25 protein-coding genes are annotated in these 24,512 nt (G+C 30.0%); 16 read left to right on the top strand and 9 right to left on the bottom strand.

Translation table 11 applies throughout. The features are described 5' to 3' along the window. Positions 1–4 precede the first annotated feature (4 nt). The 4 genes from LCI24_RS04035 (at position 5) to LCI24_RS04050 (ending at position 1,785) form a co-directional block, all read left to right on the top strand. Positions 5–280 carry an ATP-dependent Clp protease adaptor ClpS gene (locus LCI24_RS04035; RefSeq protein WP_121146033.1) on the top strand — a complete coding sequence of 92 codons (276 nt, stop codon included), beginning with the start codon at positions 5–7 and terminating at the stop codon, positions 278–280. Positions 281–282: 2 nt separating this feature from the next. Beyond that, positions 283–555: a hypothetical protein gene (locus LCI24_RS04040; protein ID WP_274639286.1), complete on the top strand. Its 273-nt coding sequence runs from the start codon at positions 283–285 to the stop codon at positions 553–555. 472 nt (positions 556–1,027) lie between these two features. Beyond that, positions 1,028–1,357: a hypothetical protein gene (locus LCI24_RS04045; protein WP_274639287.1), complete on the top strand. Its 330-nt coding sequence runs from the start codon at positions 1,028–1,030 to the stop codon at positions 1,355–1,357. 2 nt (positions 1,358–1,359) lie between these two features. Then, a complete protein-coding gene (locus LCI24_RS04050; RefSeq protein WP_121146030.1) occupies positions 1,360–1,785 on the top strand; it encodes a tellurite resistance TerB family protein in 426 nt (141 codons plus the stop codon). 39 nt (positions 1,786–1,824) lie between these two features. On the opposite strand, the gene LCI24_RS04055 is transcribed toward LCI24_RS04050, so the two are convergent. The 7 genes from LCI24_RS04055 to LCI24_RS04085 all read right to left on the bottom strand — a co-directional run bounded on the left by LCI24_RS04055 (position 1,825) and on the right by LCI24_RS04085 (position 7,433). After that, positions 1,825–2,085, bottom strand: a complete 261-nt coding sequence (locus LCI24_RS04055) for a hypothetical protein (protein ID WP_274639288.1) — start codon at positions 2,083–2,085, stop codon at positions 1,825–1,827. Between the two features lie 21 nt (positions 2,086–2,106). After that, positions 2,107–2,388 (bottom strand): hypothetical protein, encoded by a 282-nt coding sequence (locus LCI24_RS04060; RefSeq protein WP_274639289.1) that lies wholly within the window; start codon positions 2,386–2,388, stop codon positions 2,107–2,109. Between the two features lie 4 nt (positions 2,389–2,392). Continuing rightward, a complete protein-coding gene (locus LCI24_RS04065; RefSeq protein WP_274639290.1) occupies positions 2,393–3,361 on the bottom strand; it encodes a deoxyhypusine synthase family protein in 969 nt (322 codons plus the stop codon). Positions 3,362–3,373: 12 nt separating this feature from the next. Then, positions 3,374–4,153, bottom strand: a complete 780-nt coding sequence (locus LCI24_RS04070) for an RMD1 family protein (RefSeq protein WP_274639291.1) — start codon at positions 4,151–4,153, stop codon at positions 3,374–3,376. 1 nt (position 4,154) lies between these two features. After that, positions 4,155–5,093: an agmatinase gene (speB, locus tag LCI24_RS04075; protein ID WP_274639292.1), complete on the bottom strand. Its 939-nt coding sequence runs from the start codon at positions 5,091–5,093 to the stop codon at positions 4,155–4,157. 15 nt (positions 5,094–5,108) lie between these two features. Then, a complete protein-coding gene (locus LCI24_RS04080; RefSeq protein ID WP_121146296.1) occupies positions 5,109–6,500 on the bottom strand; it encodes an arginine decarboxylase in 1,392 nt (463 codons plus the stop codon). A gap of 405 nt (positions 6,501–6,905) precedes the next feature. After that, positions 6,906–7,433 carry a mechanosensitive ion channel domain-containing protein gene (locus LCI24_RS04085; protein WP_274639293.1) on the bottom strand — a complete coding sequence of 176 codons (528 nt, stop codon included), beginning with the start codon at positions 7,431–7,433 and terminating at the stop codon, positions 6,906–6,908. 95 nt (positions 7,434–7,528) lie between these two features. Here LCI24_RS04085 and LCI24_RS04090 point away from each other — a divergent pair, with 95 nt between their 5' ends. From LCI24_RS04090 to LCI24_RS04135, 10 genes are all read left to right on the top strand, one after another. Next, on the top strand, positions 7,529–8,362 hold the full coding sequence (locus LCI24_RS04090) for a universal stress protein (protein WP_274639294.1): 834 nt from the start codon (positions 7,529–7,531) through the stop codon (positions 8,360–8,362). A gap of 2 nt (positions 8,363–8,364) precedes the next feature. After that, a complete protein-coding gene (locus tag LCI24_RS04095) occupies positions 8,365–8,742 on the top strand; it encodes a hypothetical protein (RefSeq protein WP_274639295.1) in 378 nt (125 codons plus the stop codon). Positions 8,743–8,750: 8 nt separating this feature from the next. Then, the gene (gene corA, locus LCI24_RS04100; RefSeq protein WP_274639296.1) at positions 8,751–9,815 is read left to right on the top strand and encodes a magnesium/cobalt transporter CorA; all 1,065 of its coding nucleotides are present in this window, start codon (positions 8,751–8,753) and stop codon (positions 9,813–9,815) included. A gap of 50 nt (positions 9,816–9,865) precedes the next feature. Continuing rightward, positions 9,866–10,285 carry an HYC_CC_PP family protein gene (locus LCI24_RS04105; RefSeq protein ID WP_274639297.1) on the top strand — a complete coding sequence of 140 codons (420 nt, stop codon included), beginning with the start codon at positions 9,866–9,868 and terminating at the stop codon, positions 10,283–10,285. 103 nt (positions 10,286–10,388) lie between these two features. After that, positions 10,389–14,150, top strand: coding sequence for an efflux RND transporter permease subunit (locus LCI24_RS04110; protein WP_274639298.1), 3,762 nt, complete (start codon positions 10,389–10,391; stop codon positions 14,148–14,150). Continuing rightward, positions 14,140–15,375 (top strand): TolC family protein, encoded by a 1,236-nt coding sequence (locus tag LCI24_RS04115; RefSeq protein ID WP_420802979.1) that lies wholly within the window; start codon positions 14,140–14,142, stop codon positions 15,373–15,375. The genes LCI24_RS04110 and LCI24_RS04115 overlap by 11 nt, the downstream gene beginning before the upstream one ends. A 10-nt stretch (positions 15,376–15,385) precedes the next feature. Next, complete coding sequence (locus LCI24_RS04120; protein ID WP_274639299.1) at positions 15,386–16,096, top strand: PepSY domain-containing protein; 711 nt, start codon at positions 15,386–15,388, stop codon at positions 16,094–16,096. Between the two features lie 2 nt (positions 16,097–16,098). Beyond that, the gene (locus LCI24_RS04125) at positions 16,099–17,799 is read left to right on the top strand and encodes an efflux RND transporter periplasmic adaptor subunit (protein WP_274639300.1); all 1,701 of its coding nucleotides are present in this window, start codon (positions 16,099–16,101) and stop codon (positions 17,797–17,799) included. Positions 17,800–17,812: 13 nt separating this feature from the next. Next, positions 17,813–18,259 (top strand): heavy-metal-associated domain-containing protein, encoded by a 447-nt coding sequence (locus tag LCI24_RS04130; RefSeq protein WP_274639301.1) that lies wholly within the window; start codon positions 17,813–17,815, stop codon positions 18,257–18,259. Positions 18,260–18,420: 161 nt separating this feature from the next. Further along, on the top strand, positions 18,421–22,068 hold the full coding sequence (locus tag LCI24_RS04135; RefSeq protein WP_274639302.1) for a YobI family P-loop NTPase: 3,648 nt from the start codon (positions 18,421–18,423) through the stop codon (positions 22,066–22,068). A gap of 88 nt (positions 22,069–22,156) precedes the next feature. On the opposite strand, the gene LCI24_RS04140 is transcribed toward LCI24_RS04135, so the two are convergent. Both LCI24_RS04140 and LCI24_RS04145 read right to left on the bottom strand, forming a co-directional pair. Continuing rightward, entirely contained in the window at positions 22,157–22,564 is a 408-nt protein-coding gene (locus LCI24_RS04140) for a VOC family protein (protein WP_274639303.1), read from the bottom strand. Positions 22,565–22,573: 9 nt separating this feature from the next. Then, on the bottom strand, positions 22,574–22,984 hold the full coding sequence (locus LCI24_RS04145; RefSeq protein WP_274639304.1) for an SRPBCC family protein: 411 nt from the start codon (positions 22,982–22,984) through the stop codon (positions 22,574–22,576). A gap of 113 nt (positions 22,985–23,097) precedes the next feature. Here LCI24_RS04145 and LCI24_RS04150 point away from each other — a divergent pair, with 113 nt between their 5' ends. Further along, positions 23,098–24,069, top strand: coding sequence for a GlxA family transcriptional regulator (locus tag LCI24_RS04150; RefSeq protein ID WP_274639305.1), 972 nt, complete (start codon positions 23,098–23,100; stop codon positions 24,067–24,069). Between the two features lie 118 nt (positions 24,070–24,187). Further along, on the top strand, positions 24,188–24,511 hold the full coding sequence (locus tag LCI24_RS04155; RefSeq protein WP_274639306.1) for an ArsR/SmtB family transcription factor: 324 nt from the start codon (positions 24,188–24,190) through the stop codon (positions 24,509–24,511). Position 24,512: the final 1 nt, after the last annotated feature.

The raw sequence follows: 24,512 nt of genomic DNA on the forward strand, positions 1-24,512 counted from the left end.
ACAAATGAGTACGATAGAAAAAATTCAAGAAGAGCTTGATGTTTTATTAAATGAAACAAGAAAGCATGAAATTGTTTTACATAATGATGATGTAAATACCTTTGATTTTGTAATTGATAGTCTTGTAACCGTATGTGATCATACATTAGAGCAAGCAGAGCAATGTACTATTTTAGTGCATTATAAAGGGAAATGCTCGGTTAAGACAGGAGAGTATAAAGATTTAGAACCAAGATGCTCTAAGTTATTAGAGTTAGGTTTATCAGCAGAGATAGTGTAAGAATGGAGAACATTTTTAGGTATTACGAATTTTCAGAATTTTTTAAAGATAGCTCAGGAACGTTTCAAGAAAATGAAATAAGCTTTTCGGAACTGAACAAAGAGCATTTTTTAATTTTTGAAAAGAAAGATTCAGAATATAACTTGTACGTATCAAAATACAGCTCAAAAAAGGGTATAGGAAATGAACCTCCAGAAATATTAGAATTATTGGTAGAAAACTATGATAAATCTATACCGGAACACAGAATAGTACTTAGAAAATACTTGTATTAAAAACTCAAAAACTTTTTTGAGTTTTTTTTATGCTTTTAGGTGACCAATTAAAAATAATGGTGTCATAATAGTGTAGGCAAAAGAAAAGAATACAAATTCATTAAAAATATTACCCTTTAAATACAAAACTTCTCTTTTCTGCTTAAAGCTTACAAAGAGAAGTTTTTAAAGGATTAAAAATAGTAGTAGTTAGTTTTTATACTAAGTTTGGTTAGACGAAAAGGCCTTAAGCGGAAGTTTAAGGTCTTTTTTATTGTGTTCTTTTAACTTAAAAATAATTAAGACTTTGTAAAAAAGAATGAAAAAAGATGTATCTTTATATAGATGAAATAGTAATAATAAAAGCCTATGTAACATCATTTTCTTTAAGTGCCACGAGCATAACTAAAAGCTAGTTTTTGCTAAAAGAAACTTGGACTTGTTGTGGTTAATATCCAAGATGAAAGTTTATTAATTAAAATTTTTAAAGAAAATGAAGAGTACATTTATAAAAACAGTTTTTATATTATTTATTGGGGCAAGTTTGGCTTTCACAACTAAACAAAATAAACTTATAGACCCTATAAAAACTGTAGCAATTTTTCAAGGTTATGATGAGTATGGTTATACTTTTTCGTTTGAAGACGAAGAGGGAGATGAAGATGTAATTACTTTTGAAACTATATCAGAGAAAATATTAAAAATTTATAATTTAAAAGATGATAAATTTGTAGAACAGAAGTTTGAAATTACGTATGATTATAAGGTATCAGACGATGAAATTGAAACTCCTGTTTTACAATCAATAAAAAAAATAGAATAATTATGAGTATTGTAGATTTATACGAATCAAGTAAGCATAGAAATAATGTAGCTCACTTTAGTGCTATTGTAAATCTTGCTATTATTGATGGAGATTTAAATGAAGATGAAGAAAAATTAGTAAATCGTTTTGCTAGAAAATTAGACATTACGGAAGCAGAGTACAAAGAAATAGTAGAAAACTCAAAAAAATATCCAGTAGTGCCACAAGCAAAAACTGATGATAGGTTGGAGCGTTTACTAGATTTATTCAAAATAATTTATTCAGATCATGAAATAGATGAGGCTGAGTTAAAATTAATTTTGAGATATGCTATTCAGCTAGGTTTTTCTCAAGAAAGAGCAGAAGAGATAATCTCTAAAACCACAAAGGTTTTTAGTGGTAAGATAGATTTAGATCAGTATAAATCAATACTAAGTATATTATAAAAAGTTAAATCCCATTCTAAAGAGAATGGGATTTGTTTTTTAAAGTGGTTGTATGTTTTCTAACTTAAAAATTACAAGATCTTCATCATCTACATCATCAAAAATTTCTTTATACGTAATTTCAAAACTTTTATTTTTTAGAGATGAAGATTTTAAATCCAAATGTTCAAGATTCTTTTTGTTGATTTGTTCAAAGTCAATAATATCTCCGTTTTCTAATTCAAAAACATAATAGCCGTTTGTGTATCCTTGATAAACGCCGACTAATGTAACTGTTTGTTGTGAGTTATAATAAGCCATGGTTTAAATACAATTTACTATTTATTCATTATCGAAATCATCAGTTATTTCAATTTCATCAAAAGTATCATCATTATCTTCATCATCAGTTTCATGATCTTCCATAGATTGTTGTAACTGAGAACTTATTTTTACTAAAAAAAGAGTGTCTTCAGTATTTACTTCTACAGCTTTTACTGTTTCTCCTTTACTGTTTTTAAAGGAAATAATGTCCGAATGATCATATCCATCAGGATATCTCTCTACTAATAGATCTAAAATATCAGTAGTTAACTTAGCATAGTCTACAATAACTCTTTTCATAAGGTTACATTTTTAATAAATAAGCAAATATTAATGGAGCAACAATAGTTGCATCACTTTCTATAATAAACTTTGGAGTATCAATGTCTAATTTACCCCATGTAATCTTTTCATTAGGAACAGCTCCTGAATATGATCCGTAGCTTGTAGTTGAATCTGAAATTTGACAGAAATAACTCCAGAAAGGAGTGTCTTCTCTCTCTAAATCTTGATACAACATTGGTACTACACAAATAGGAAAATCTCCAGCGATTCCACCTCCAATTTGGAAAAAACCAATTCCATTTTCTGAGTTTTCAGTATACCAATCAGCTAAGAAAGTCATGTACTCAATACCTGACTTCATAGTAGAAGCTTTTAATTCTCCTTTTACTACATAAGAAGCAAAAATATTTCCCATAGTACTATCTTCCCATCCAGGAACAACAATTGGTAAATTCTTTTCTGCAGCTGCATACATCCAAGAATCTTTCAAGTCGATTTCGTAATACTCTTCTAAAACTCCTGATAATAAAAGCTTGTACATAAATTCATGTGGAAGATAACGTTCACCAGCTTCTTCTGCATCTTTCCAAATTTTGAAAATATGCTTTTGTAGGCGTCTAAAAGCTTCCTCTTCAGGAATGCAAGTATCGGTAACACGGTTTAACCCTTTTAATAATAAGTCCCATTCTTCTTGGGGTGTTAAGTCACGATAGTTTGGTACTCTTTTATAATGTGAGTGAGCAACTAGGTTCATAATATCTTCTTCAAGATTTGCACCAGTACAAGAAATGATATGCACTTTATCTTGACGAATCATTTCAGCGAAAATTTTACCCAACTCAGCTGTACTCATAGCTCCTGCTAATGACACTAACATTTTAGAGCCTTGTTCAAGTTGTTCTTCATACCCTTTTGCAGCATCTACTAGAGCAGCTGCGTTAAAGTGTAAAAAGTATTTTTCTATAAAATTGGTTATAGGTTTGTCCATTTTTTTATTTTGTTAAATAAGTTTTTCAACAATTACCTGTACTACTTCAAAAAGAATTAGAAGAATGATAATCCATTCTAGCATGCTACTGTATTTATGTTGTAGTATATCGTTGAATAAATCTAAATTTTCTTTAATTACGTTTAAACTATTTTCAATTCCTTGGTGACGTTTTAAAATGTCTAATTCATCTTTTAGTTTATAGTCTAAATCAGACAAGTCTTTGTTATTCCAAGCAACATCTGGTGAGTCAAAAACAAATAAGTTTTCAGCAATGTTGTTTTTTAAATTTAAGGTTTTACCAATAAATTTTCGCATTTGAATTTTAGAAAGTTTAAAACTTCCAGTTTTTTCTAATTGCTTTGAATACACTAATGTTTTATCGTGTAAATCAGATGTTTTATTTACATAATTCATCAATGCTACAGATTGTGCTAGGTTAAGCATGATAATATGTGCTACGTCATCGTTTAAATTTTTAATTTGAATAGTTCCAAAATCAACTTCTATAGTATCAGAAAAAGTGATGTTGTATTTTTCTGAGGGTAAGTTGTTGACATTTGAATTTTCTTTATTGATTAAAAAACTAACAATTTGACTAATTAAATTATCCGTACAGTTCATGAAAACAACACTTCCATAATCTTTTACATAGATGTATGAGTTGTCAGTAATTTTATATAATAAAAAAGAATGTTCTCTTTTTATTAATTCATACGATTCAAACTGTGAGCGAATAGCACTAAGTGCTATTCGTTTTTCAAGATGATATGCAATTGTTTGTAAGTGCATTCTAATAATCGTCGTCGTCGCTTTTAAACTTTGCTAATTTGTTAAATGCAGAGTTTTCGTCATCATCATAATCTTCTTCATCCTCCATGGTAGAAGAAAACTTATAGCTCAACATTTTATAGTACAATTTTGCTGCTAAAAAATCTGAAGATTTCTCATTTTCGTTAGGGCATAATTCTACAATATCAAAACCAACTACATTTCTTTCGGTAAACACTCTCTTTAAAAACTCTAAAGTTTCATAGTAAAATAATCCTCCTGGTTCAGGTGTTCCTGTACTTGGTAATAATGAAGGATCTATAGCATCTAAATCAAATGTGATAAAAACATTACCTGTTAATTGATCAATAACTTCATCCATCCAATATTCATTTACAGCCATATCATGTGCAAAAAAGACTTTATCCATATTCATAGAAGACTTTTCTGATATGTCCATACTGCGAATACCTACTTGTACTAAGTTGGTAGTTTGACTCGCTTCGTATACAGCACAAGCATGATTGCATGAGCTACCTTCATATTCTTTACGTAAATCGGCATGTGCATCAATATGTAAAACAGTAAGGTTGTTAAAACATTCGTTAAAAGCACGGATTGTTCCTATCGAAATTGAATGTTCTCCTCCAAAAAGAGTTACAAACTTATTTTTGTTAATGAATTTTTTAGTTGTTGCATGTACAGCTTCTACCATAGCTTCAGGAGAAGAGTCTTCAGTAACAGCATCAGCTAAATAAACACCTTCTTTGTATACTTCACTATCAGTTTCTATATCGTATAACTCCATGTTTTCAGAGGCATCTAAAAATGCCTCAGGTCCTTTATCAGCTCCTTTTTGCCAAGTACTAGTTCCATCATAAGGAACAGGTATAAGTACTACTTTCGCGTTTTCTAGTTTTGCGTATTGGTCAGGTATTCCTGCGTAATTTCTTTTTTTCATCTTAATATTTTTTTACTAGTATCCTAAGATAGATAATAGCTCTTCGCTTTTTTGTTGTTCTTTAAATAATTTGGTGGTTAAATCACCATTTTCGTTTATGTCAATTAATATATGTTTTGGAGTTGGGATTAAACAGTGTTGTAATCCGCCAAAACCACCAATAGTTTCTTGGTATGCTCCTGTATTGAAAAAGCCTACGTATAAAGGACTCTCTTTTTCGTATACAGGTAAATAAATTCCGTTTACATGCTGCTCTGAGTTATAATAATCGTCGCTGTCGCAGGTTAAACCTCCTAATAAAACACGTTCGTATCTATGATTCCATTTGTTAAGCGGAAGCATGATAAAGCGTTTGTTTATAGCCCAAGAATCAGGTAAGGTGGTAATGAAAGATGAATTAATCATATTCCATTTTTCACGATCATTTTGTTTTTTTTGGTATAACACTTCATACACAGCTCCTCCTGATTCTCCTACAGTAAAACTTCCAAATTCAGTAAAAATGTTAGGAACTTCTACACCAGCTTCTTTACAAGCAAGATTTATTTGGTTGATGATTTCGTCTACCATATACTCATAATCGTAATCAAACGCTAATGAGTTTTTAATAGGAAACCCTCCACCTATATTTAAACTATCTAAACTTGGACATACTTTTTTAAGTTTTGTATACACTCGTAAACACTTTAATAATTCGTTCCAGTAATAGGCATTATCTCTAATTCCTGTATTGATAAAGAAGTGTAACATCTTTAACTCTACTTGCGGATTATTAGCTATTTCACGTTCATAAAAGGATACAATATTTTTATAACCAATTCCTAAACGGCTAGTGTAAAACTCAAACTTAGGTTCTTCTTCAGAAGCTATACGAATTCCTACATTAAACTTACTTCTAGTTTCGTCTAGTAATAAATTTAACTCCTCATAATTGTCTATTATTGGTATGCAATTTGTATGTCCACCATCAATTAAACTAACAATATTAGCAATGTATTGATCGCGTTTAAAACCGTTGCACAATACATAAGCATCATCACTTAACTTTCCTTCTTTTTTTAGTGATTTTACAATATCTATATCAAAAGCAGACGATGTTTCAATATGTATATCATTTTTTAAAGCTTCATTTAAAACATATTTAAAGTGTGAGCTTTTGGTACAATAACTATAGTTGTAACTGCCTTGATAATTGTGCTTTTCAATAGCTTTATGAAACCAGTTTTTGGCTTTGTTTATATTTTCTGATATTTTAGGTAAATAAGTGAATTTTAACGGTGCTCCGTATTGCTTCACTAATTCCATCATATCAATGTTGTGAAAAAATAAATTATTGTTTTCAGTATGAAATTCCGCTTGCGGAAAATCAAACGTTTGTTCTATTAAGTCTTTATATTTAGTATTCATTATTATTTTAGTTGTATCTGTATATTGTGTACAGAAAATCATTCAAAAAACAGTTGAGGTATACACCAAAACTTTTTTAAATAAATTGTATAACAAGGCTTTGTTGCTGTTTTACAACAAGATGTTAAACCAAAATAAAATGAATAGTTAGACTCTTAAAGCTAAGCAATCACCGCACTGTTTATAAAAATTCAGTGGTAGAGAGTATTGAAAGTAGGAAGAAACCTTAATGTTTCGGTTGTGTTTCTCAAACACTAAATAACTCACTATCTTCCCATAGAAGTTATTGCCGAAATAAGTAAAACGTAACATTTTGACTTATGTAATAAGATGTGGTAAATGTAAACTATTTTTTAATACAACAAACTTTTTTTTATTTTTTTTAATAAATTGAAGTTTAGTTGGTTAGCTTGTTTTTTGTTTCTTTATTAGCTCTATCCCTTTGTATAAAATAGTCGTATTAGGTATAGTAATTTCCCTTTTTTCTTCTGGCATATAGAGTAAAACGTAAAATCCAGTAATGTTTTTTACAACACCTTGTAAATCGAAGTCTTTGTCTATAATTTTTATAGTATCTCCTATACGCATAGGGTGATAAAAAAACAGAATAATGCTAGCCGTTAGGTTTGATAAAATAGACCATTGAGCAAAAAAACCGACTCCTAATACTGCGAGTATTGACGAAGCAAAAACAATTACTTCTTTAAAGTTAATACCAAAAATAATTAATGAAATGAATAAGGCTAAAGTATAGTATAAAAAATAGCTTATGTTTAAAATTAACTTTCTTCTATGAGGTTCAATAGCATTTTTTACAACATAAGACCTAGTTAATTTTTTTGTTACATGAATTAAAAAAAATAACGAAGCTGTTAAAAGCAAGAATTGTAAAAATGGGTTGTAGATAGATAATTCTAGAAAACGATTTTTCATTATTGTGTTTTTTATACAAATATACTTCTGGTTTTGTAAATATAATCTCGAAATAAAAAATTATATTTGATTGAAAATCATAGTTATATATCGTTATGAAGAATGTTTTAATACCCTATAATTTTTCAGAAGCAGCTATTAATGCTTTAAATTACACAAAACAACTGTTTAAAGGTGTTGAGGTAACCATTTATTTATTAGATGTGTATATAAGTCAACCTTCAGAACTATTGAGCGACGAAGAAAATGAAAAATGGTTTAATGAAATGGATAATGAAATTGAAGATGAATTAAAGTATTTAATTGAAGTTTTAAGAAGAGAGAATACTGGTTTTAATTACGAGTATGTTGTAGAGTCAAATTCATTAACAAAGGCAGTTACTAAAACAATTGAAGAAAAGAATATTGATGTAGTAATTGCGGGTACAAAAGGTGCAAAAAGTTTGGCAGAAACATTTATTGGTACAAATACCATGAAAATGATTAATGTAGTTAATAAATGTCCAATACTTGTGGTTCCTATGAATTACAAGTATAAACCATTACATCAAATTGTGTTTTCAACAAACTATAAAAGATTGTTTACAGCAAAAGAATTACAGTTTTTAATTAATTTAAGTAGAGTTAAGAAATGTATGTTGGAAGTTGTAAGTTTATCTGAAGAGAACTTTTTATCTGAGAATCAACAAAGGAATAAGGTAAAATTAAGAGAGTTATTACAAGATGTAAATGTTACGTATAAAAAAATTGATTGGGAAGGCTCTGAAACGTTAACAGTTGAAAAACATATTGAAGAAACAGAAAGTGAGCTGTTGGTTTTAATAAACCATAAGTACAATTTTTTTAATCGTTTGTTGGAAGAAAATGTAATAAAAAAATCAGCATTTAACAGTAAAATCCCTATATTGATATTACCAGAAATAGCTTAATTATGAAATTTACTGAAGGATTCTATAAAAGTATAGCTAATTTATTTTATGCAGTTTCTATGGCAGATAAAAACATGACTGTAGAAGAAAAAAAGAGTATTGTTAAAAGAGTAGAAAAAAACTGGTCTGCATCAGAAAATAAATCAGATAGCGAGTTGATATATGAAACGTTAAGAGAACTTATAAAAGAAAAAGCAACATCAGAAACAGCTTATGAAAGCTTTAAAGAGTATTACTTAGTGCATAAAGAAGAATTCTCAAAAAAAGTAATTCACGATTTATTAGCAGCGTCACATGAGATTTCTAGCTCTTATGCGAGAAAAAATAAATCAGAACTCATAATTTTAGCCAGACTTTACAAATTATTTAATCTCGTATAATTAAACAGATGACAAGGTTTATAACCAAGCAAAAAAACACTAAAAATGTAATTCCTGGAAGCCCAGTTTTTGTAGGAAATCAAAAAGAAGAGAATACAAGGATACGATTAATAGGATATGATGAAAATGAACTTGAAGAAATAGAGCTAGAAACTATAGATGAACTTGAAAATTATATAAATAAATACAAGAGACTTTGGCTTAATATTGATGGTTTACATGATGTTGAATTAGTAGGGAAGGTTGGTGAATTGTTTGATATTCATACACTTGTTCTTGAAGATATTGTAAATACCGATCAGAGACCTAGAGTAGATATTGAGGAACATTACATTTTTACAAGTATTAAAATGTTGTTTTTAAATAAAGAAAAGCATCAATTAGAAGCAGAGCAAATATCTATGTATTTATTAAAAAATGTGCTGATTACTTTTCAAGAAAAGCAAGGAGATATTTTTGAGTCAGTAAGAGAGAGGTTACGTCATAAAAAAGGAAGAGTACGAAATTATAGTGTAACATATTTAAAGTATTGTTTATTAGATGTAATTGTAGATAACTACAATTTTTTAATGGAAACTTTTGGCGAGAAAGTTGAATTCTTAGAAGATAAAATTTTACTACAACCTAATAAAAATACATTACAAGAAATTAATAAATACAAAATAGAACTTAATTATTTTAGAAAAGCAATACGACCAGCTCGTGAGGCAATAAATAGTTTTAGAGCATTAAAAACAGAATTAATAACAAAAAAAGAACAACCTTTTTTTAATGATTTGAATGATTTGGTTCAACGAAGTTATGATTCAGTTGAAAACTATAAGAGTATGTTGAGTGAGCAACTTACAGTATACTCAACAAACGTAAACAATCGTTTGAATGATATTATGAAAATACTAACCATATTTTCGGTAGTATTCATTCCCATTACCTTTATAGCGGGTATTTATGGTACAAACTTTGAATATATTCCTGAGCTTACGTATCGTAGTGGATACTTTGTAATGTGGGGAGTAATTTTGTTCACTGTAATGATAATGTTAGGGTATTTTAAATACAAAAAATGGTTTTAAGGATTGTTTAAGTTTTTGAAAATTAAATTTTTGTATCTTTGTGGCGTAAAATGAAAAAAGCATTTGGTAAAATAGCATCTATTTTAATGTCTTTTGTAGTGTTGTTATCTACAATGTCATTTACCGTTAATAGTCACTTTTGTGGAGACATGTTAGTGGGTACAAGCTATTTTGTAAAGGCTGAATCTTGTGGAATGGAAATGAAGCAGGAATCAAAACCTGAAGAATGTTCAGTAATTAAGAAAAATTGCTGTCAAGATGTTGCATCTGTAGTTGAAGGACAAGACAATTTAAAGCTTACTTCTTTTGACCAACTGTCTTTTGACCAACAAGTTTTTATAGCTTCATTTTACTACAGCTATATTAATTTATTTGAAGGAATTCATAATAAAGTAATTCCTTTTAAAGATTATACACCTCCACTGGTCATCAAGGATATTCATGTACTTGATGAAGTATATTTAATATGATTTTTAAACAATAACTATTTGTCCTTTTGAAAATTTCAATTGGATGATTTGTCGTACTCGATGTTTTTAACATCAATGTTTAATTGTTTAAAATCATTTTTATATGCTAAATAAAAGCATCAAATTTTTAATAGAAAACAAACTGGTAGCAGTTATATTACTCGTTTTATTTGTAGGATGGGGAACTGTAAATGCACCATTTAATTTAGATACGGGTTTTTTACCAAGCAAACCTGTAGCTGTTGATGCAATTCCAGATATTGGAGAAAATCAACAAATTGTTTTCACAAAGTGGGATGGACAATCACCACAAGATATAGAAGACCAAATAACCTACCCTTTAACAACATCTTTATTAGGAATTTCAGGAGTAAAAACCATCCGTAGTTCTTCTATGTTTGGACTTTCAAGTATTTATGTCATTTTTGAAGAAGGAGTAGATTTTTATTGGAGTCGTTCTCGAATTCTTGAAAAGTTAAATTCATTACCAAGTAATTTACTACCAGAAGGAGTAAGTCCTTCATTAGGACCAGATGCTACTGGATTGGGGCAGATTTTTTGGTATACACTTGAAGGACGTGATGAAGATGGGAATGTCACTGGAGGTTGGGATTTACATGAATTACGTAGTGTACAAGACTATTATGTAAAATATGCACTTTCGTCTGCAAATGGCGTGTCTGAAGTAAGTTCTATAGGTGGATATGTTCAAGAATATCAAATAGACGTAAAACCAGAGTTGATGCGTCAATACAATATCAGTTTACAGCAAATTGTAGCAGCAGTAAAGCAAAGTAATCAAGATATTGGAGCACAAACAATAGAAATAAATCAAGCAGAATATCTAGTTCGTGGTTTAGGATATGTAAGGTCAATAGCAGATATTGAAAATGCTGTAGTAACTGCTAAAAATTATACTTCAATACGAGTAAAAGACATTGCAAAAGTATCGTTAGGAGCAGAACCTCGTAGAGGTATCTTAGATAAAGAAGGAGCTGAGGTAGTAGGAGGTGTAGTGGTAGCTCGTTATGGAGCAAACCCTTTAGAAGTAATTACCAATGTAAAGGAGAAGATTAAAGAACTAAGTGCAGGTTTACCAAGTAAAGAGTTAAAAGATGGTAGAACCTCTCAATTAACCATTGTTCCGTTTTACGATCGTACAGAGTTAATTCATGAAACTCTAGATACGTTGAACGAAGCTCTTACGCTAGAAATATTGATAACGATTTTGGTAATCGTAGTGATGGTTTTCAATTTACGAGCTTCTGTACTAATCTCAGGATTATTACCCGTGGCAGTATTGATGGTTTTCATAGCAATGAAAGCCTTTGGAGTTGATGCAAACATCGTAGCCTTATCAGGAATTGCTATTGCTATTGGAACAATGGTAGATGTTGGGGTTATACTTTCCGAAAATATTATAAGTCACTTAGAGAGAGATGAGAGTAAATTACCCATAAATACATTAGTTTACAATGCGACAGCTGAAGTTTCAGGAGCAATTGTAACAGCGGTAATGACAACTATTATTAGTTTTATTCCTGTATTTACGATGATTGGTGCAGAAGGAAAACTATTCCGCCCACTAGCATTCACCAAAACTTTTGCTTTAATAGCAGCGATTGTGGTAGCACTGTTTTTAATACCACCATTTGCAGCCGTATTATTCAAGAAAAAAGAGCTGACAAAAAACTTTAAATATATTGTAAATGGAGTTTTAATCGCTTTAGGTATTACAGCTATTTTTTACGGGCATTGGTTAGGAACTGTATTGGTATCTTTTGGAGCTGTACAAGTTTGGAGTAATTACTCAGGAAAAACAACAACTCATGTTTCGTTTTCTAATTACAATTTTACACTGCCAGTAAACACCATTAATATCATTATATCTGCATTAGCAATTATTGGTTTGTTGGCGGAATATTGGAGGCCTTTAGGAGTTGATAAAAGTATTGTTACCAATCTTTTATTTGTAGCACTTGTTTGTTTCGGCCTGTTAGGTTTTTTTAGTTTACTTCAAAAATATTACAATCAGATATTACAATGGGCATTGAATAATAAACTACTGTTTTTAACCATCCCGTTAACAGTATTAACTTGTGGATTCTTAATTTTTAAAAATACAGGAAAAGAGTTTATGCCTTCGCTAAATGAAGGGTCATTTTTATTGATGCCGACCTCTATGCCACATTCAGGAGTAGAAGAAAACAAGCGAGTATTGCAACAACTAGACATGGCAGTTGCTAATATTCCAGAAATAGGAACGGTTGTGGGTAAAGCAGGAAGAACAGATTCAGCACTAGATCCAGCTCCTTTATCAATGTATGAGAATGTGATTAACTACAAGCCAGAGTATGCGTTAAATTCTGATGGAGAACGTCAACGTTATCGAGTGAATGAAGAAGGGTTGTTTATGTTGAAAAATGGCAAAGCGGTTGCAAATCCAAATATGACAGATAAGACTTCAGAAATTACTTTCTATGAAGTTTCTTCAAATGAATTAATAGAAGATGAAGACGGAGAGTTTTATCGTAATTGGAGACCAAATATTAAGTCTCCTAATGATATTTGGAACGAAATAGTAAAAGTAACTAAGTTACCTGGAGTAACATCTGCACCTAAGCTACAACCTATCGAAACTCGATTGGTAATGTTACAAACAGGAATGCGTGCTCCTATGGGAATTAAAGTAAAAGGACAAGATTTAAAACAAATTGAAGCTTTTGGAGTAGAACTTGAAGGAGTTTTAAAAGAGATTGAGGGAGTTAAAAAAGAGGCTGTTTTTGCGGATAGAATTGTAGGTAAACCTTATTTGTTGATTGATATTAACAGAGAAAAATTAGCACGTTACGGAATAGCTATTCAAACGGTACAAGATGTATTAAAAGTAGCAGTAGGAGGTATGCAATTATCGCAAACGGTAGAAGGAAGAGAGCGTTATGGAATTCGAGTTCGTTACCCAAGAGAATTACGCTCTAGTCCAACGGATTTAGAAAACATTTATGTACCAGTAGCCAAAGGAGCTCCAATTCCGTTGAGTGAATTAGCAACGATTCGTTATGAGCAAGGACCTCAGGTGATTAAGAGTGAAGATACTTTTTTAATCGGGTATGTATTATTTGATAAGTTAGATGGTTTTGCAGAAGTAAATGTGGTAGAAACAGCTCAAAAAGCAATTCAACAAAAAATAGACTCAGGAGAGCTAACTGTTCCTAAAGGAATATCATATCAATTTACAGGAACCTACGAAAATCAATTAAGAGCAGAAAAAACGCTATCGGTAGTAGTACCACTAGCATTGATGATAATCTTTTTAATACTGTATTTTCAGTTCCGTTCTGTAGCTACTTCGTTAATGGTGTTTACAGGAATTACAGTAGCTTTCGCAGGAGGATTTATTATGATGTGGTTATACGGACAAGATTGGTTCCTGAACTTTAGTGTATTTGGAGAAAACTTACGAGAACTATTTCAAATGCATCCAATTAACTTGAGTGTTGCTGTTTGGGTAGGATTTATTGCATTGTTCGGAATTGCAACCGATGATGGTGTGGTAATGGCTACTTACTTAACACAAACATTTAATAGAGATAAACCTCAAACAATCGAAGCTATTCGAACATCTGCATTGCACGGAGGAAATAAGCGTATTAGAGCATGCTTAATGACAACGGCAACAACTATTTTAGCCTTATTGCCAGTATTAACTTCAACAGGAAGAGGTAGTGACATTATGATACCAATGGCAATTCCTGCTTTTGGAGGAATGATTATAGATGTTACTTCATACTTTATAGTACCTGTATTATACAGTTGGAGAGAAGAAATTTTATTAAAAAGAAAAACGAAAAGAGATGAGTTTTAAAATAAATAATAAAAAAGCAACCTTATTTCTGGCTTCTATGTTTTTTACTTTTACAATACAAGGGCAAGATCTACAGGAATATATTAAAATAGCCTTAGAAAACAATCCAGAAGTACAACAGTTTGATATTAAGTATAAGCGTATTTCAGAGAAAAAAGAAGAGGTAAATACATTGCCTAATACAGAGTTTGGAGCAGGATATTTTGTAAGCGAGCCAGAAACGCGTACAGGTCCACAACAATTTAAACTTTCGGTAAAACAAATGATTCCATTTTTTGGAACCATAACAGCACGAGAAAACTATGTGTCTTCATTAGCAGATGCAGCTTATCAAGATATTGTAGTAGTAAAACGTAAACTAGCAACATCAGTAGCGCAGTCGTATTACAAGCTTTATGAAGTTAAAGCAAAACAAAAAGTATTAGACGAAAATATTGCGTTACTTCAAACGTATGAAAAGTTAGCGTTAACTTCTGTTGAAGTAGGAAAAGCTTCTGCAGTAGATGTGTTGAGGTTACAGATAAGGCAAAATGAGTTAGCACAACAAAAAGAAGTATTGCAGGAAACTTTTTTAGGAATGCAGAAAGCATTTAATAAATTATTAAATCAAGATGTTAATACATTAATTTTAGTAATTGATAGTTTGAATATTCCGAAAGAAGCTGATAAAATACAACCAAGTACCTTAAAGTTACATCCAGAATTAGTGAAGTTTGATAAGTTGTATACTTCTATAGAAAAGTCTGAATTCTTAAACCAAAAAGATAAACAACCAATGATTGGTTTTGGGCTGGATTATGTGAATGTTGGTAAACGTACAGATATGAACGTAGTAGATAATGGAAAAGATATTGTAATGCCTATGGTGTCGTTATCAATTCCTATTTTTAATAAAAAAAATAAATCTATAAGCAAGCAAAACAAGTTACAGCAAGAGGAAATTTTATCACAAAAAGAACAACGATATAATACGTTAGAGTCTGTATTATACAGAGCTGTTTCGGATAGAAAAGCATCTGTAATTAGTTACCGAACACAACTTAAAAATTTAGAGCAAGCAAAAAATGCCGAACAAATTTTGGTGAAAAGTTACGAGACTGGAACAATAGATTTTAACGATGTGTTAGATATTCAAGAATTACAATTAAAGTTTCAAACAAATATGATTGTATCAGAAGTAACTTATTATACACAAAGTACCATTATTAATTATTTAATTCAATAAATACAATAAGATGGTAAATAGGCATACATCATTAAAAATTAGAAAAATACATAGATACTTAGGGTTATTTTTAGGAATTCAATTCTTAATGTGGACGATAAGTGGATTGTATTTTAGTTGGACAAATATTGATGAAATTCATGGCGATCATTTAAAAAAAGCTGAATTAAAACCTAAAGCGTTTAATAACTTAATTAGTCCGTCAGAACTTAATATTTCTGAAGGAATTAGAACTATTGAGTTAAGAGATGTTAATAATGTTCCGCATTACTGGGTGAATAAAAAGAGCTTATATAATGCTTTAAATGGAAACTTAAAAGAAAGTATTACAAAAGAAGAAGCATTACATATAGCTAAAAACTATATGAAAAGTAACCTTGAAGTAGCTTCAATAGAACAGGTAAACGACGTAGGAGAGCATCATGAATATAGAGGAAAACTACTCCCGGCTTATGTTATAACATATAAAGCTAAAGGAGATATTAAAGCTTATGTTTCTGTTAATGACGGAAAATTTCAAACGGTAAGACACCAGAGTTGGCGTTGGTTTGATTTTTTATGGATGACTCATACAATGGACTATGAAAGTAGAGATAATTTTAATACCACTGTTTTGAGGGTGTTTTCATTATTAGGTTTAATAACAGTATTAAGTGGTTTTTTATTATGGTATATCACATCTCCCTCTATTAGAAAACTAGTAAAAAAGAAAAACAAATAACAATGAAAAAATATATAATATACATAGTAATTTTAATTGCTGGCTTATTCATGGGGTGGCTATTTTTTGGAGATTCTTCAAGCAATGAAGAGACGCATGATCATACTACAGCAGAAAAAGGTAAGATGTGGACATGTTCTATGCATCCACAAATTATGCAACCAGAACCAGGAGATTGTCCTATTTGTGGAATGGATTTAATCCCTGCGGAAGCAGGAGCTGAAGGACTAGCTGCAAATCAGTTTAAATTGACTAAAAATGCAATGGCATTGGCTAATGTACAAACGACTGTGATTGGTAATGCTATAAGTACAGATAATACAATTACATTATCTGGAAAAATAGCAGAAAACGAAAAATCAAATGCAGTGCAGGTAAGCTATTTTGCAGGAAGGATAGAACGTTTAAATGTGAATTTTACAGGAGAAAAAATAAGAAAAGGTCAGTTGTTGGCAACTGTATACTCTCCAGAACTGGTAAAAGCACAACAAGAATTATTAACAGCAGCGTCAGTAAAAGAAAATCAGCCAGCATTGTATAAAGCAGTTAGAAATAAACTGAAATTATGGAAGCTTTCTGAAAACCAAATTAATCAAATTGAAAAAACAGGAAAAGTAAAAGAAAACTTTCCTGTATATGCTACGGTTTCTGGTACAGTATCTGAAAAACTAGTTGAACAAGGAGATTATGTAAGTCAGGGACAAGCATTGTTAAAAATAGCTAATTTGAATTCAGTATGGGCAAACTTTGATGTATATGAAAATCAAATCAGTAATTTTAAAGTAGGTCAAGACATATCAATAACTACCAATGCGTACCCTAATGAAACTTTTAAAGCAAAAGTTTCGTTTATTGATCCCGTGTTAAATCAAGAAACTCGTACGGTAACTATGCGTGCTGTTCTTAATAATAGTAAAGGGAAGTTTAAACCGGCTATGTTTGTTACAGGGAAAGTGGAGGCTACAGAAAAACAAACAGAACAACAATTAAATATCCCTGCAACAGCAGTTTTATGGACAGGAAAGCGTTCAGTTGTATATGTAAAGCCAGAGGCAAGTAAACCTGTTTTTGAAATGCGAGAAGTGGTGTTAGGAGGAAGAGCAGGGGACAACTATCAAGTAGAAAAAGGATTGAAAGCTGGAGAAGAGATTGTGACTAATGGAGTGTTCACAATAGATGCATCAGCACAATTACAAGGAAAGAAGTCAATGATGAACCACGCAAAAGAAATTATGGAATCTTTTAGTACTCCTAAAGAGTTTAAAGAGCAGTTACAAAAAGCCTATGAAGCTTACATAGACTTAAAAGATGCTTTAGTAAAAACTAATGCAGATGTAGCCAAAACAAGTGCAGAAAATCTACAAAAAGACTTATTGTTAGTTGACATGAAGTTGTTAACCAATGAAGAAGCACATAAACAGTGGATGCAGTTAATCCCTGCGCTAAAATCAAGTAACGAAGAAATTGCAAAAGCTACAGATGTAGCTATACAACGAAAGCATTTTAAAGTATTGTCAGAGCATTTTATTATGGCAGTTCAGTCTTTCGGGATAAATGAGGTGACTTATAAACAATACTGTCCTATGGCTGATAGTGACAAAGGAGCTTATTGGTTAAGTAAAGAAAAACAAGTGTTAAATCCGTATTTTGGTGATATGATGTTAAAATGCGGTGAAGTAAAAGAAACAATTAATAATAATTAAATATCAATTCAAAATGAAAAGAGTAATCTTAGGGGTAGCTATGTTGGCTACTATTGGTTTAGTAAGTTGTAAAAACGAAGCTAAAAAAGAAACAGAAACAAAAGAAGTACAAACAGAACAAACTACTACTAAAGAAGTAGCAATGACTGACGCAACTTTTGGAGTAAGAGGTAACTGTGGAATGTGTAAAAACACAATTGAAAAGGCAGTAAATGGTGTTGATGGAGTAGCATCGGCAGAATGGGATAAATTAAGAAAGCAAATCAACGTATCGTTTGATGATTCTAAGACTAATTTAGGTGCTATTCATAACGCAATTGCAGCATCTGGTTACGATACTGATAAAGTAGCTAGTAGTGAAGAAGCTTATGGTAACTTACCAGGTTGTTGTCAATACGATCACAATATGGAAATGAGTTTAAAAGGTGATGTAAAAGCAGACGAAATGTCTAATCACTAATTGGGAAAAAAATAATAAAAAGTAAAAAACCAGTAATTCAGTTGTCGATTTGCTGGTTTTTTTATGTTCTTTACAGGAGGCATTTGTTGATGTTTAATACTGTAATATATTTGATTATATTAGCTTTTAAAATTGCTTTATAGCGCTAACTTTTATATTCTATGAATAGTTCATCGGCAGAACAAAAGGGTGTCGAAGTGCAAAATGGATTTAAATTAAATGCACTTACACCTTTAGTTTTAGATGAAAATAAATATGGAGTAAAAACATATTTAGATTCTCTAAAGTTTGGAATTGATAATAAAGATATTCACAACATTGCTTTAACAGGAAGTTATGGTTCAGGAAAGAGTAGTATTATTAAAACTTTTCAGTATAAATATCCGAAATATAATTACTTAAATATTTCACTAGCCTCCTTTGTGAAAAATAACAATCTAAATGATGAAGGAGGGGGAAGAATTGACAGATTGATAGAATTGAGTATACTTCAGCAGTTATTTTACAGGGTAAGTCATTCTCAAACACCATATTCAAGATTTAGAAAGATAAAGAATATTGGTTTTAATGAATTAAGTAATAGGGCTTTATTAGTATGTTTTATTTTGGTTGGGCTTTATTTTTTGTTTAATAATTCAATATTATATGAGTTAGCTCCTCAAAATCCTCTGGGAGTAAGGGTTGTTTTATTAATTCTTTTATTGTTTGCATTTCATGAAGTCTTTGTGGAAGTTTTTAAAGCTTTAAACTTTAATAAATTAAGTAATTTAAATTTAAAAGATTTAGAAATAGGTCTCAGCCCCGATGATGAACAGTCAATTTTTAATAAACATTTGGATGAGATAATTTACTTTTTTGAAGTAACAGATTATAACGTTGTTGTAATTGAAGACTTAGATAGGTTTAGAAACACATTAATATTTACTAAACTTAGGGAAATTAATCAATTGATTAATAATTCTGAACAAATAAAAAGACAAGTTAATTTTATATATGCTATTAAAGATGAATTATTTGATGAAAAAGATAGCAGAGTTAAATTTTTTGATTTAATAATACCAGTCATTCCTGTTGTTAATTCTTCAAATTCAGGAGAAAAAGCTATTGAGGTTTTGAAGAGTTATGGTCTTCAATATTTATTAGAGGAGGATTTTTTAAATGTAATCTGTGAATATATTGAGGATATGAGGTTATTAAATAACATATGTAATGAATATGTTATTTATAAAAAAACTTTGGGAGATGGGTTGAATTCAGAAAAATTGTTTTCAATGATTACGTATAAGAATTTATTTCCTGAAGATTTTTCTATGCTTCATAAAAATGAAGGTTTTTTGTATGAAATGTTAAATAGTAATTATGTAGATGAGTTAAAGGAAGAAATGAAAGTAACTATAAAAGATAAAATTAAATTAATTGATAAGAAAATACAACGAATTGAAGAAGAGAAAATTGGTTCATACGAGGATTTAAAAGCACTTTATGTAAATAAATTACATCATTATGAAGATGAAATTGTAGGGGTCGATGTTGATGGAGTAAATGTTAAATTGGGAGATTTAACTAAAGATGAGTATTTCGATAAACTTAAGGGAAATAACGATATTAAAGTATACAAGGTTAAGAATCAATATTATTCTAATGGCTTAATTTATACTTCGGTGAAATTAAATTATGGTTTTGCAGATTTAGAAAAGAAATTGAGTATATATACTTTTGATGAAAGAGTTAAAATGTTGTTTAAGGAAGAATTAGAAGAGTTGCTTTTTGAAAAAGGAGAATTAGAAGATGATATAGATGAAGTAGAAAGAATGAATTTTCAGTTATTGTCTAGAGAAATGAGATTTGAAGGAGAAAGATTTAGAGGTAAGGGTTTAATTCTTTTTCTGTTAAAGAATGGATATATTAATGAAAATTATCACGATTATATTTCCCATTTCCATGGGATAATTATCACCCAAAAAGATAGTGATTATCTAAAACATATTAGAAGTGGGTTTGAGCCTATTTATAATTATCCAATTTCTAAACTTGAAAATTTCGTTAAGAAGATGAATAATGTGGATTTTCAAGAAGATGGTGTGTTAAATATATCAATATTAAATTGCTTATTGGGGAAAAATAAATATTCTTATAAAAGAGATTTAATTCTGAAGAAGATATTGATGTTGGACGATTTGTCAATAGGGTTTATTGATTTGTATTTTGAAAAGGGTCAATACCAGGGCGTTTTGTTGAATTATTTGTGTAGTATTGAAAATGGTGTTTTTTGGAACTCGATTGAGAATGATAGGGAATGGTCTAAGCAAAAAGAATATTATTTAGATTTAATAGTTAAAAATGTAGAAGTTTTAAAAATTAAAGAGATTTCACTTCATACTAATCTAAAAGAATTTATTTCTGAAAGTGATTCTTTTATTTATAGACTTAATTCTAATACAGACAAGGTTATTGAATTAATTTCGGTTTTAGATATAAAATTTTCTAAAGTGAGAAAACCTTTAGAAGATGAATATTCCGTTTATTATCATGTTTTTGAGAATCACTTTTACGAATTAAATGTTCCTAATGTTGAGCTCTATATGAAGGAGGAATTAGGAGATGAGTTTAATGAGGTTGATTTTAATAAATCTAATTATTCTTTTATACATAACTCAGGTTTGAATTATTTAGTAGACTACGTCGAGTCTAAAATTCAAAATTATGTTGATAATGTTTTGTTACTTCTTGATAATGGAGGGGATATTGAGGAAAAATACTTTTTAAAATTATTGAATAATGAATTTTTAAGTCTAGACACAAAACTAGAATTAATAGAGAGGCTAAATTGTAAAATTAAATTGCTTAGTTCTTTAGAAGATAGTTATTTAATAACAAAAGTATTTAATGAAGATAAATTAAAGTATAATTGGCATAATATTGTCTCTATATATAAGTATTTAGAGGAGGATTATAAAGATGAAAGTTTCATAGAAAATATTATTTCTGTGTTAAATGAAGATGAGGTTTATAATGAAATTGAAAGAAACAGGTTGGATAATGAGGAATATGATTATGAAGAATATTCTAGAGTGATAAATAGTATTATAAAAAATGACTCTTTAAGTCATAGTAGCTTTTTTACTTTGTTTCACACGATAGGAGATATTGAGCTTAATTTTGATTTTACTCAACTTTCTGATAACAAGTTGAAATCTTTGGTGGCATTTAAACTTAATTTATCACCAGAGCTATATAGTATTCTTAAGGAGAATTATAGAGAAATGAAGTTAAATGGAGAAGATATAAGTTTGCATATTAGCTTAATTGAAAAAGATATTGATGTGCTTTTAGATAATTATGATGATTATTTTGTTGATTCTTATGATTTGTATGAGTTGGTAAAACGAAAGAAAGTCGATGGCAATAAATTAGTTCTATTGTTAGCGAAAATGGATACTTCAGAAATCATTCAAAATATCGAGTGTTTGAGAGAATTGAGTTTGTTGTTAGTGAAGCATCACTATTCAGGAGGTTATTTATATAAATTATTGATTGGTATTTTTAATTTGTCTAGAGTGTCAGTTGAAAATAAAATGGAGTTAATTAATATATATTTTAATAACTTAAATTTAGATGGTTTAAGGTCTTTGTTTTCATTGTTGCCAGAACCTTATTCAAACATTCTAAAAGAAAGAAGTAGGAGGGTTAAAATAAAGGAAAATGGAGTTAATTATTCAGTAATTAATAAATTAAAAAACAAAAATTACATTTCATCGTATAAATTATTAGTGAACTATATTGAGGTTAATGCTAAGAATAAGTTTTAGCTTGATAAGTAAAAGCAGACGAAACGTCTAACCACTAATTATAAAAAAAGTGTAACGATATAAACTTCGTTACACTTTTTTTCTTGTTTTAATTATTACAACTAAACAGCCAGCGTATTCCATATTCATCGGTTATACTTCCAAATAAAATACCCCAATAATTTCTTTTTAATGGAAGAGATATTGTTTTCTTCTTTGAAAAACTTGAATAGTACTGTCTTATTTTAGTTTCATCATTGCTTTTTAGAAGAATAGAAACATTGTTTCCTTGCAATAATTTATCTTCATCAAACAAATCAGTACCCATTAATAACATATTTTCTTTTTTAAGAAAAGCCTGTACAATGTGTTTTTTATAATTGTTGGGAAGTTTCTTGGTTTTAGGTGAGTCTTCTAAAGTTTGAAAATATAATTCGCCACCCAAACAATTTTGGTAAAAAAGCATCGCTTTTCTACAATTACCATTAAATGTAAGATACGTTATTAGTTGACTCATTATTATCTTTTACAAACTTTCAGTGTATTTTTTAAAATTATCTAAAATAGCTTGCCATCCCTCTTTTTGCATTTCAATAGAGTTTTGAGTTTCGGCATCAAAAACTGTTATAACTTCAGTATAACCTTCTTTTGGTGTAAAGTTTGTTTTTGCCTTTCTACCATCACCCATGGTATAAGCAATACATTTAAGAGGTGTCACTTCATCATAAGTACCAGTAAAATCGAAACTAAAACTTCCATCTTTAGCTTCCATTCTTGATAAGAACTTTCCTCCAACTTTTAAATTGTTTTCAGCTTTAGTTGTATGCCAATCTTCAGATGCCGTATTCCATGTTTTTATATGCTTTGGAGTTGTCCATATATCCCATACTTTGTTAGGAGTTCCTTTAATTGTTGTTTTAACTGTTATTTGTTCCATGATTTTAAGGTGTTAATGTTAATACTACAAAGATGAGGTAAATTTAAAGTTTTGTTTGGGTGGTATAACGGCGTTTTTAAGGGCTAATTACGTCAATTTCTTATATTTGTTTAATGAAGAACGTTTCTATACTTGTTCCAGAGTCAGCTGTAATAGAGTCTGTTGCCGATCCTCAATACATGTTTTCGGCTGCTAATAATTTTTTAATTTCTAATAATCAAGCCCCTCTATTTAAGATAAACCTTGTAGGAAGTAAAAAGGAGATAAGGTTTAATGGTGGTATGTTTTCTGTGCATACAAATAAGCTGTTAGAAGAGGTAACTCAAACAGATCTTATTATAATACCAGCCCTTTTTGGAGATATGAAAACTGCAGTAGAACTTAATAAAGAAGCTATTCCTTGGATTGTAAAGCATTACGAAAAAGGAACTGAAGTAGCTTCCTTATGTGTTGGTGCATTTTTATTAGCTTCAACAGGAATTTTAGATGGAAAAAAATGCTCTACTCATTGGGCTTTTTACAATGAGTTTCAAGAAACGTATCCTAATGTTGAGGTAGTAGACGGTAGTGTTATTACAGAAGAAAACGGAGTTTATTCTAGTGGAGGAGCAAACTCATATTGGAATTTATTGTTATATCTTTTAGAAAAATATACAGATAGAGACACGGCAATTTTAGCATCTAAATACTTTGCGATAGATATTGATAGAGATAGTCAATCAGCATTTACAATGTTCACAGGACAAAAAAATCATAATGATTTGGAAGTTATAAAAGTGCAAGAGTACATAGAAGCAAATTATAAAAACAAAATTACTGTAGATGATATGGCAAGTATAGTAGCTGTTAGTAGAAGAAGTTTTGAAAGGCGTTTTAAACAAGCTACTAATAATACTATTATCCAATATCATCAGCGTGTAAAAGTTGAAGCTGCTAAAAGGCACTTTGAAAGTACTAGAAAAAACATTACAGAAGTAATGTACGATGTAGGATACTCAGACACGAAAGCTTTTAGAAATGTTTTTAAAAAAATTACTGGATTAACACCTATTGAGTATAGAAATAAATATAGTAAGGGCGTTTAAGTCTTTAAAGTATTCTTTTTTTGGTTTGTAGATTACTGGTTGTCAGTTGTATGTTTTTCTGGTTTAAATTTGTGCAGTCAAATAACTTCACTTATTTTAGCAGTTAAATAACTGCGTAATGAAGTTAAGAAGAGATGTTTTTCAAGCCATTGCAGACCCAACTCGTAGAGCTATTATTTCTTTAGTAGCCCTTCAAGCAATGACGCCATCTGCAATAGCCAATAATTTTGAATACTCTAGACAAACAATTTCTAAACACATACAAATACTATCAGAATGTGATATTCTAAAACAGGAACAAAAGGGTAGAGAGATATACTATCATTTAAATCCTGAAGGAATGAAAGAAATAGCGGCTTTTATAGAGCCTTTCAGGAAATTTTGGGATGAACGTTATAATAAATTAGAATCTGTTATGAAGAATTATAAACCTAAAAAATAAA

This window comes from Tenacibaculum larymnensis (genome assembly GCF_028829235.1).
GTDB classification, from domain to species: domain Bacteria; phylum Bacteroidota; class Bacteroidia; order Flavobacteriales; family Flavobacteriaceae; genus Polaribacter; species Polaribacter larymnensis.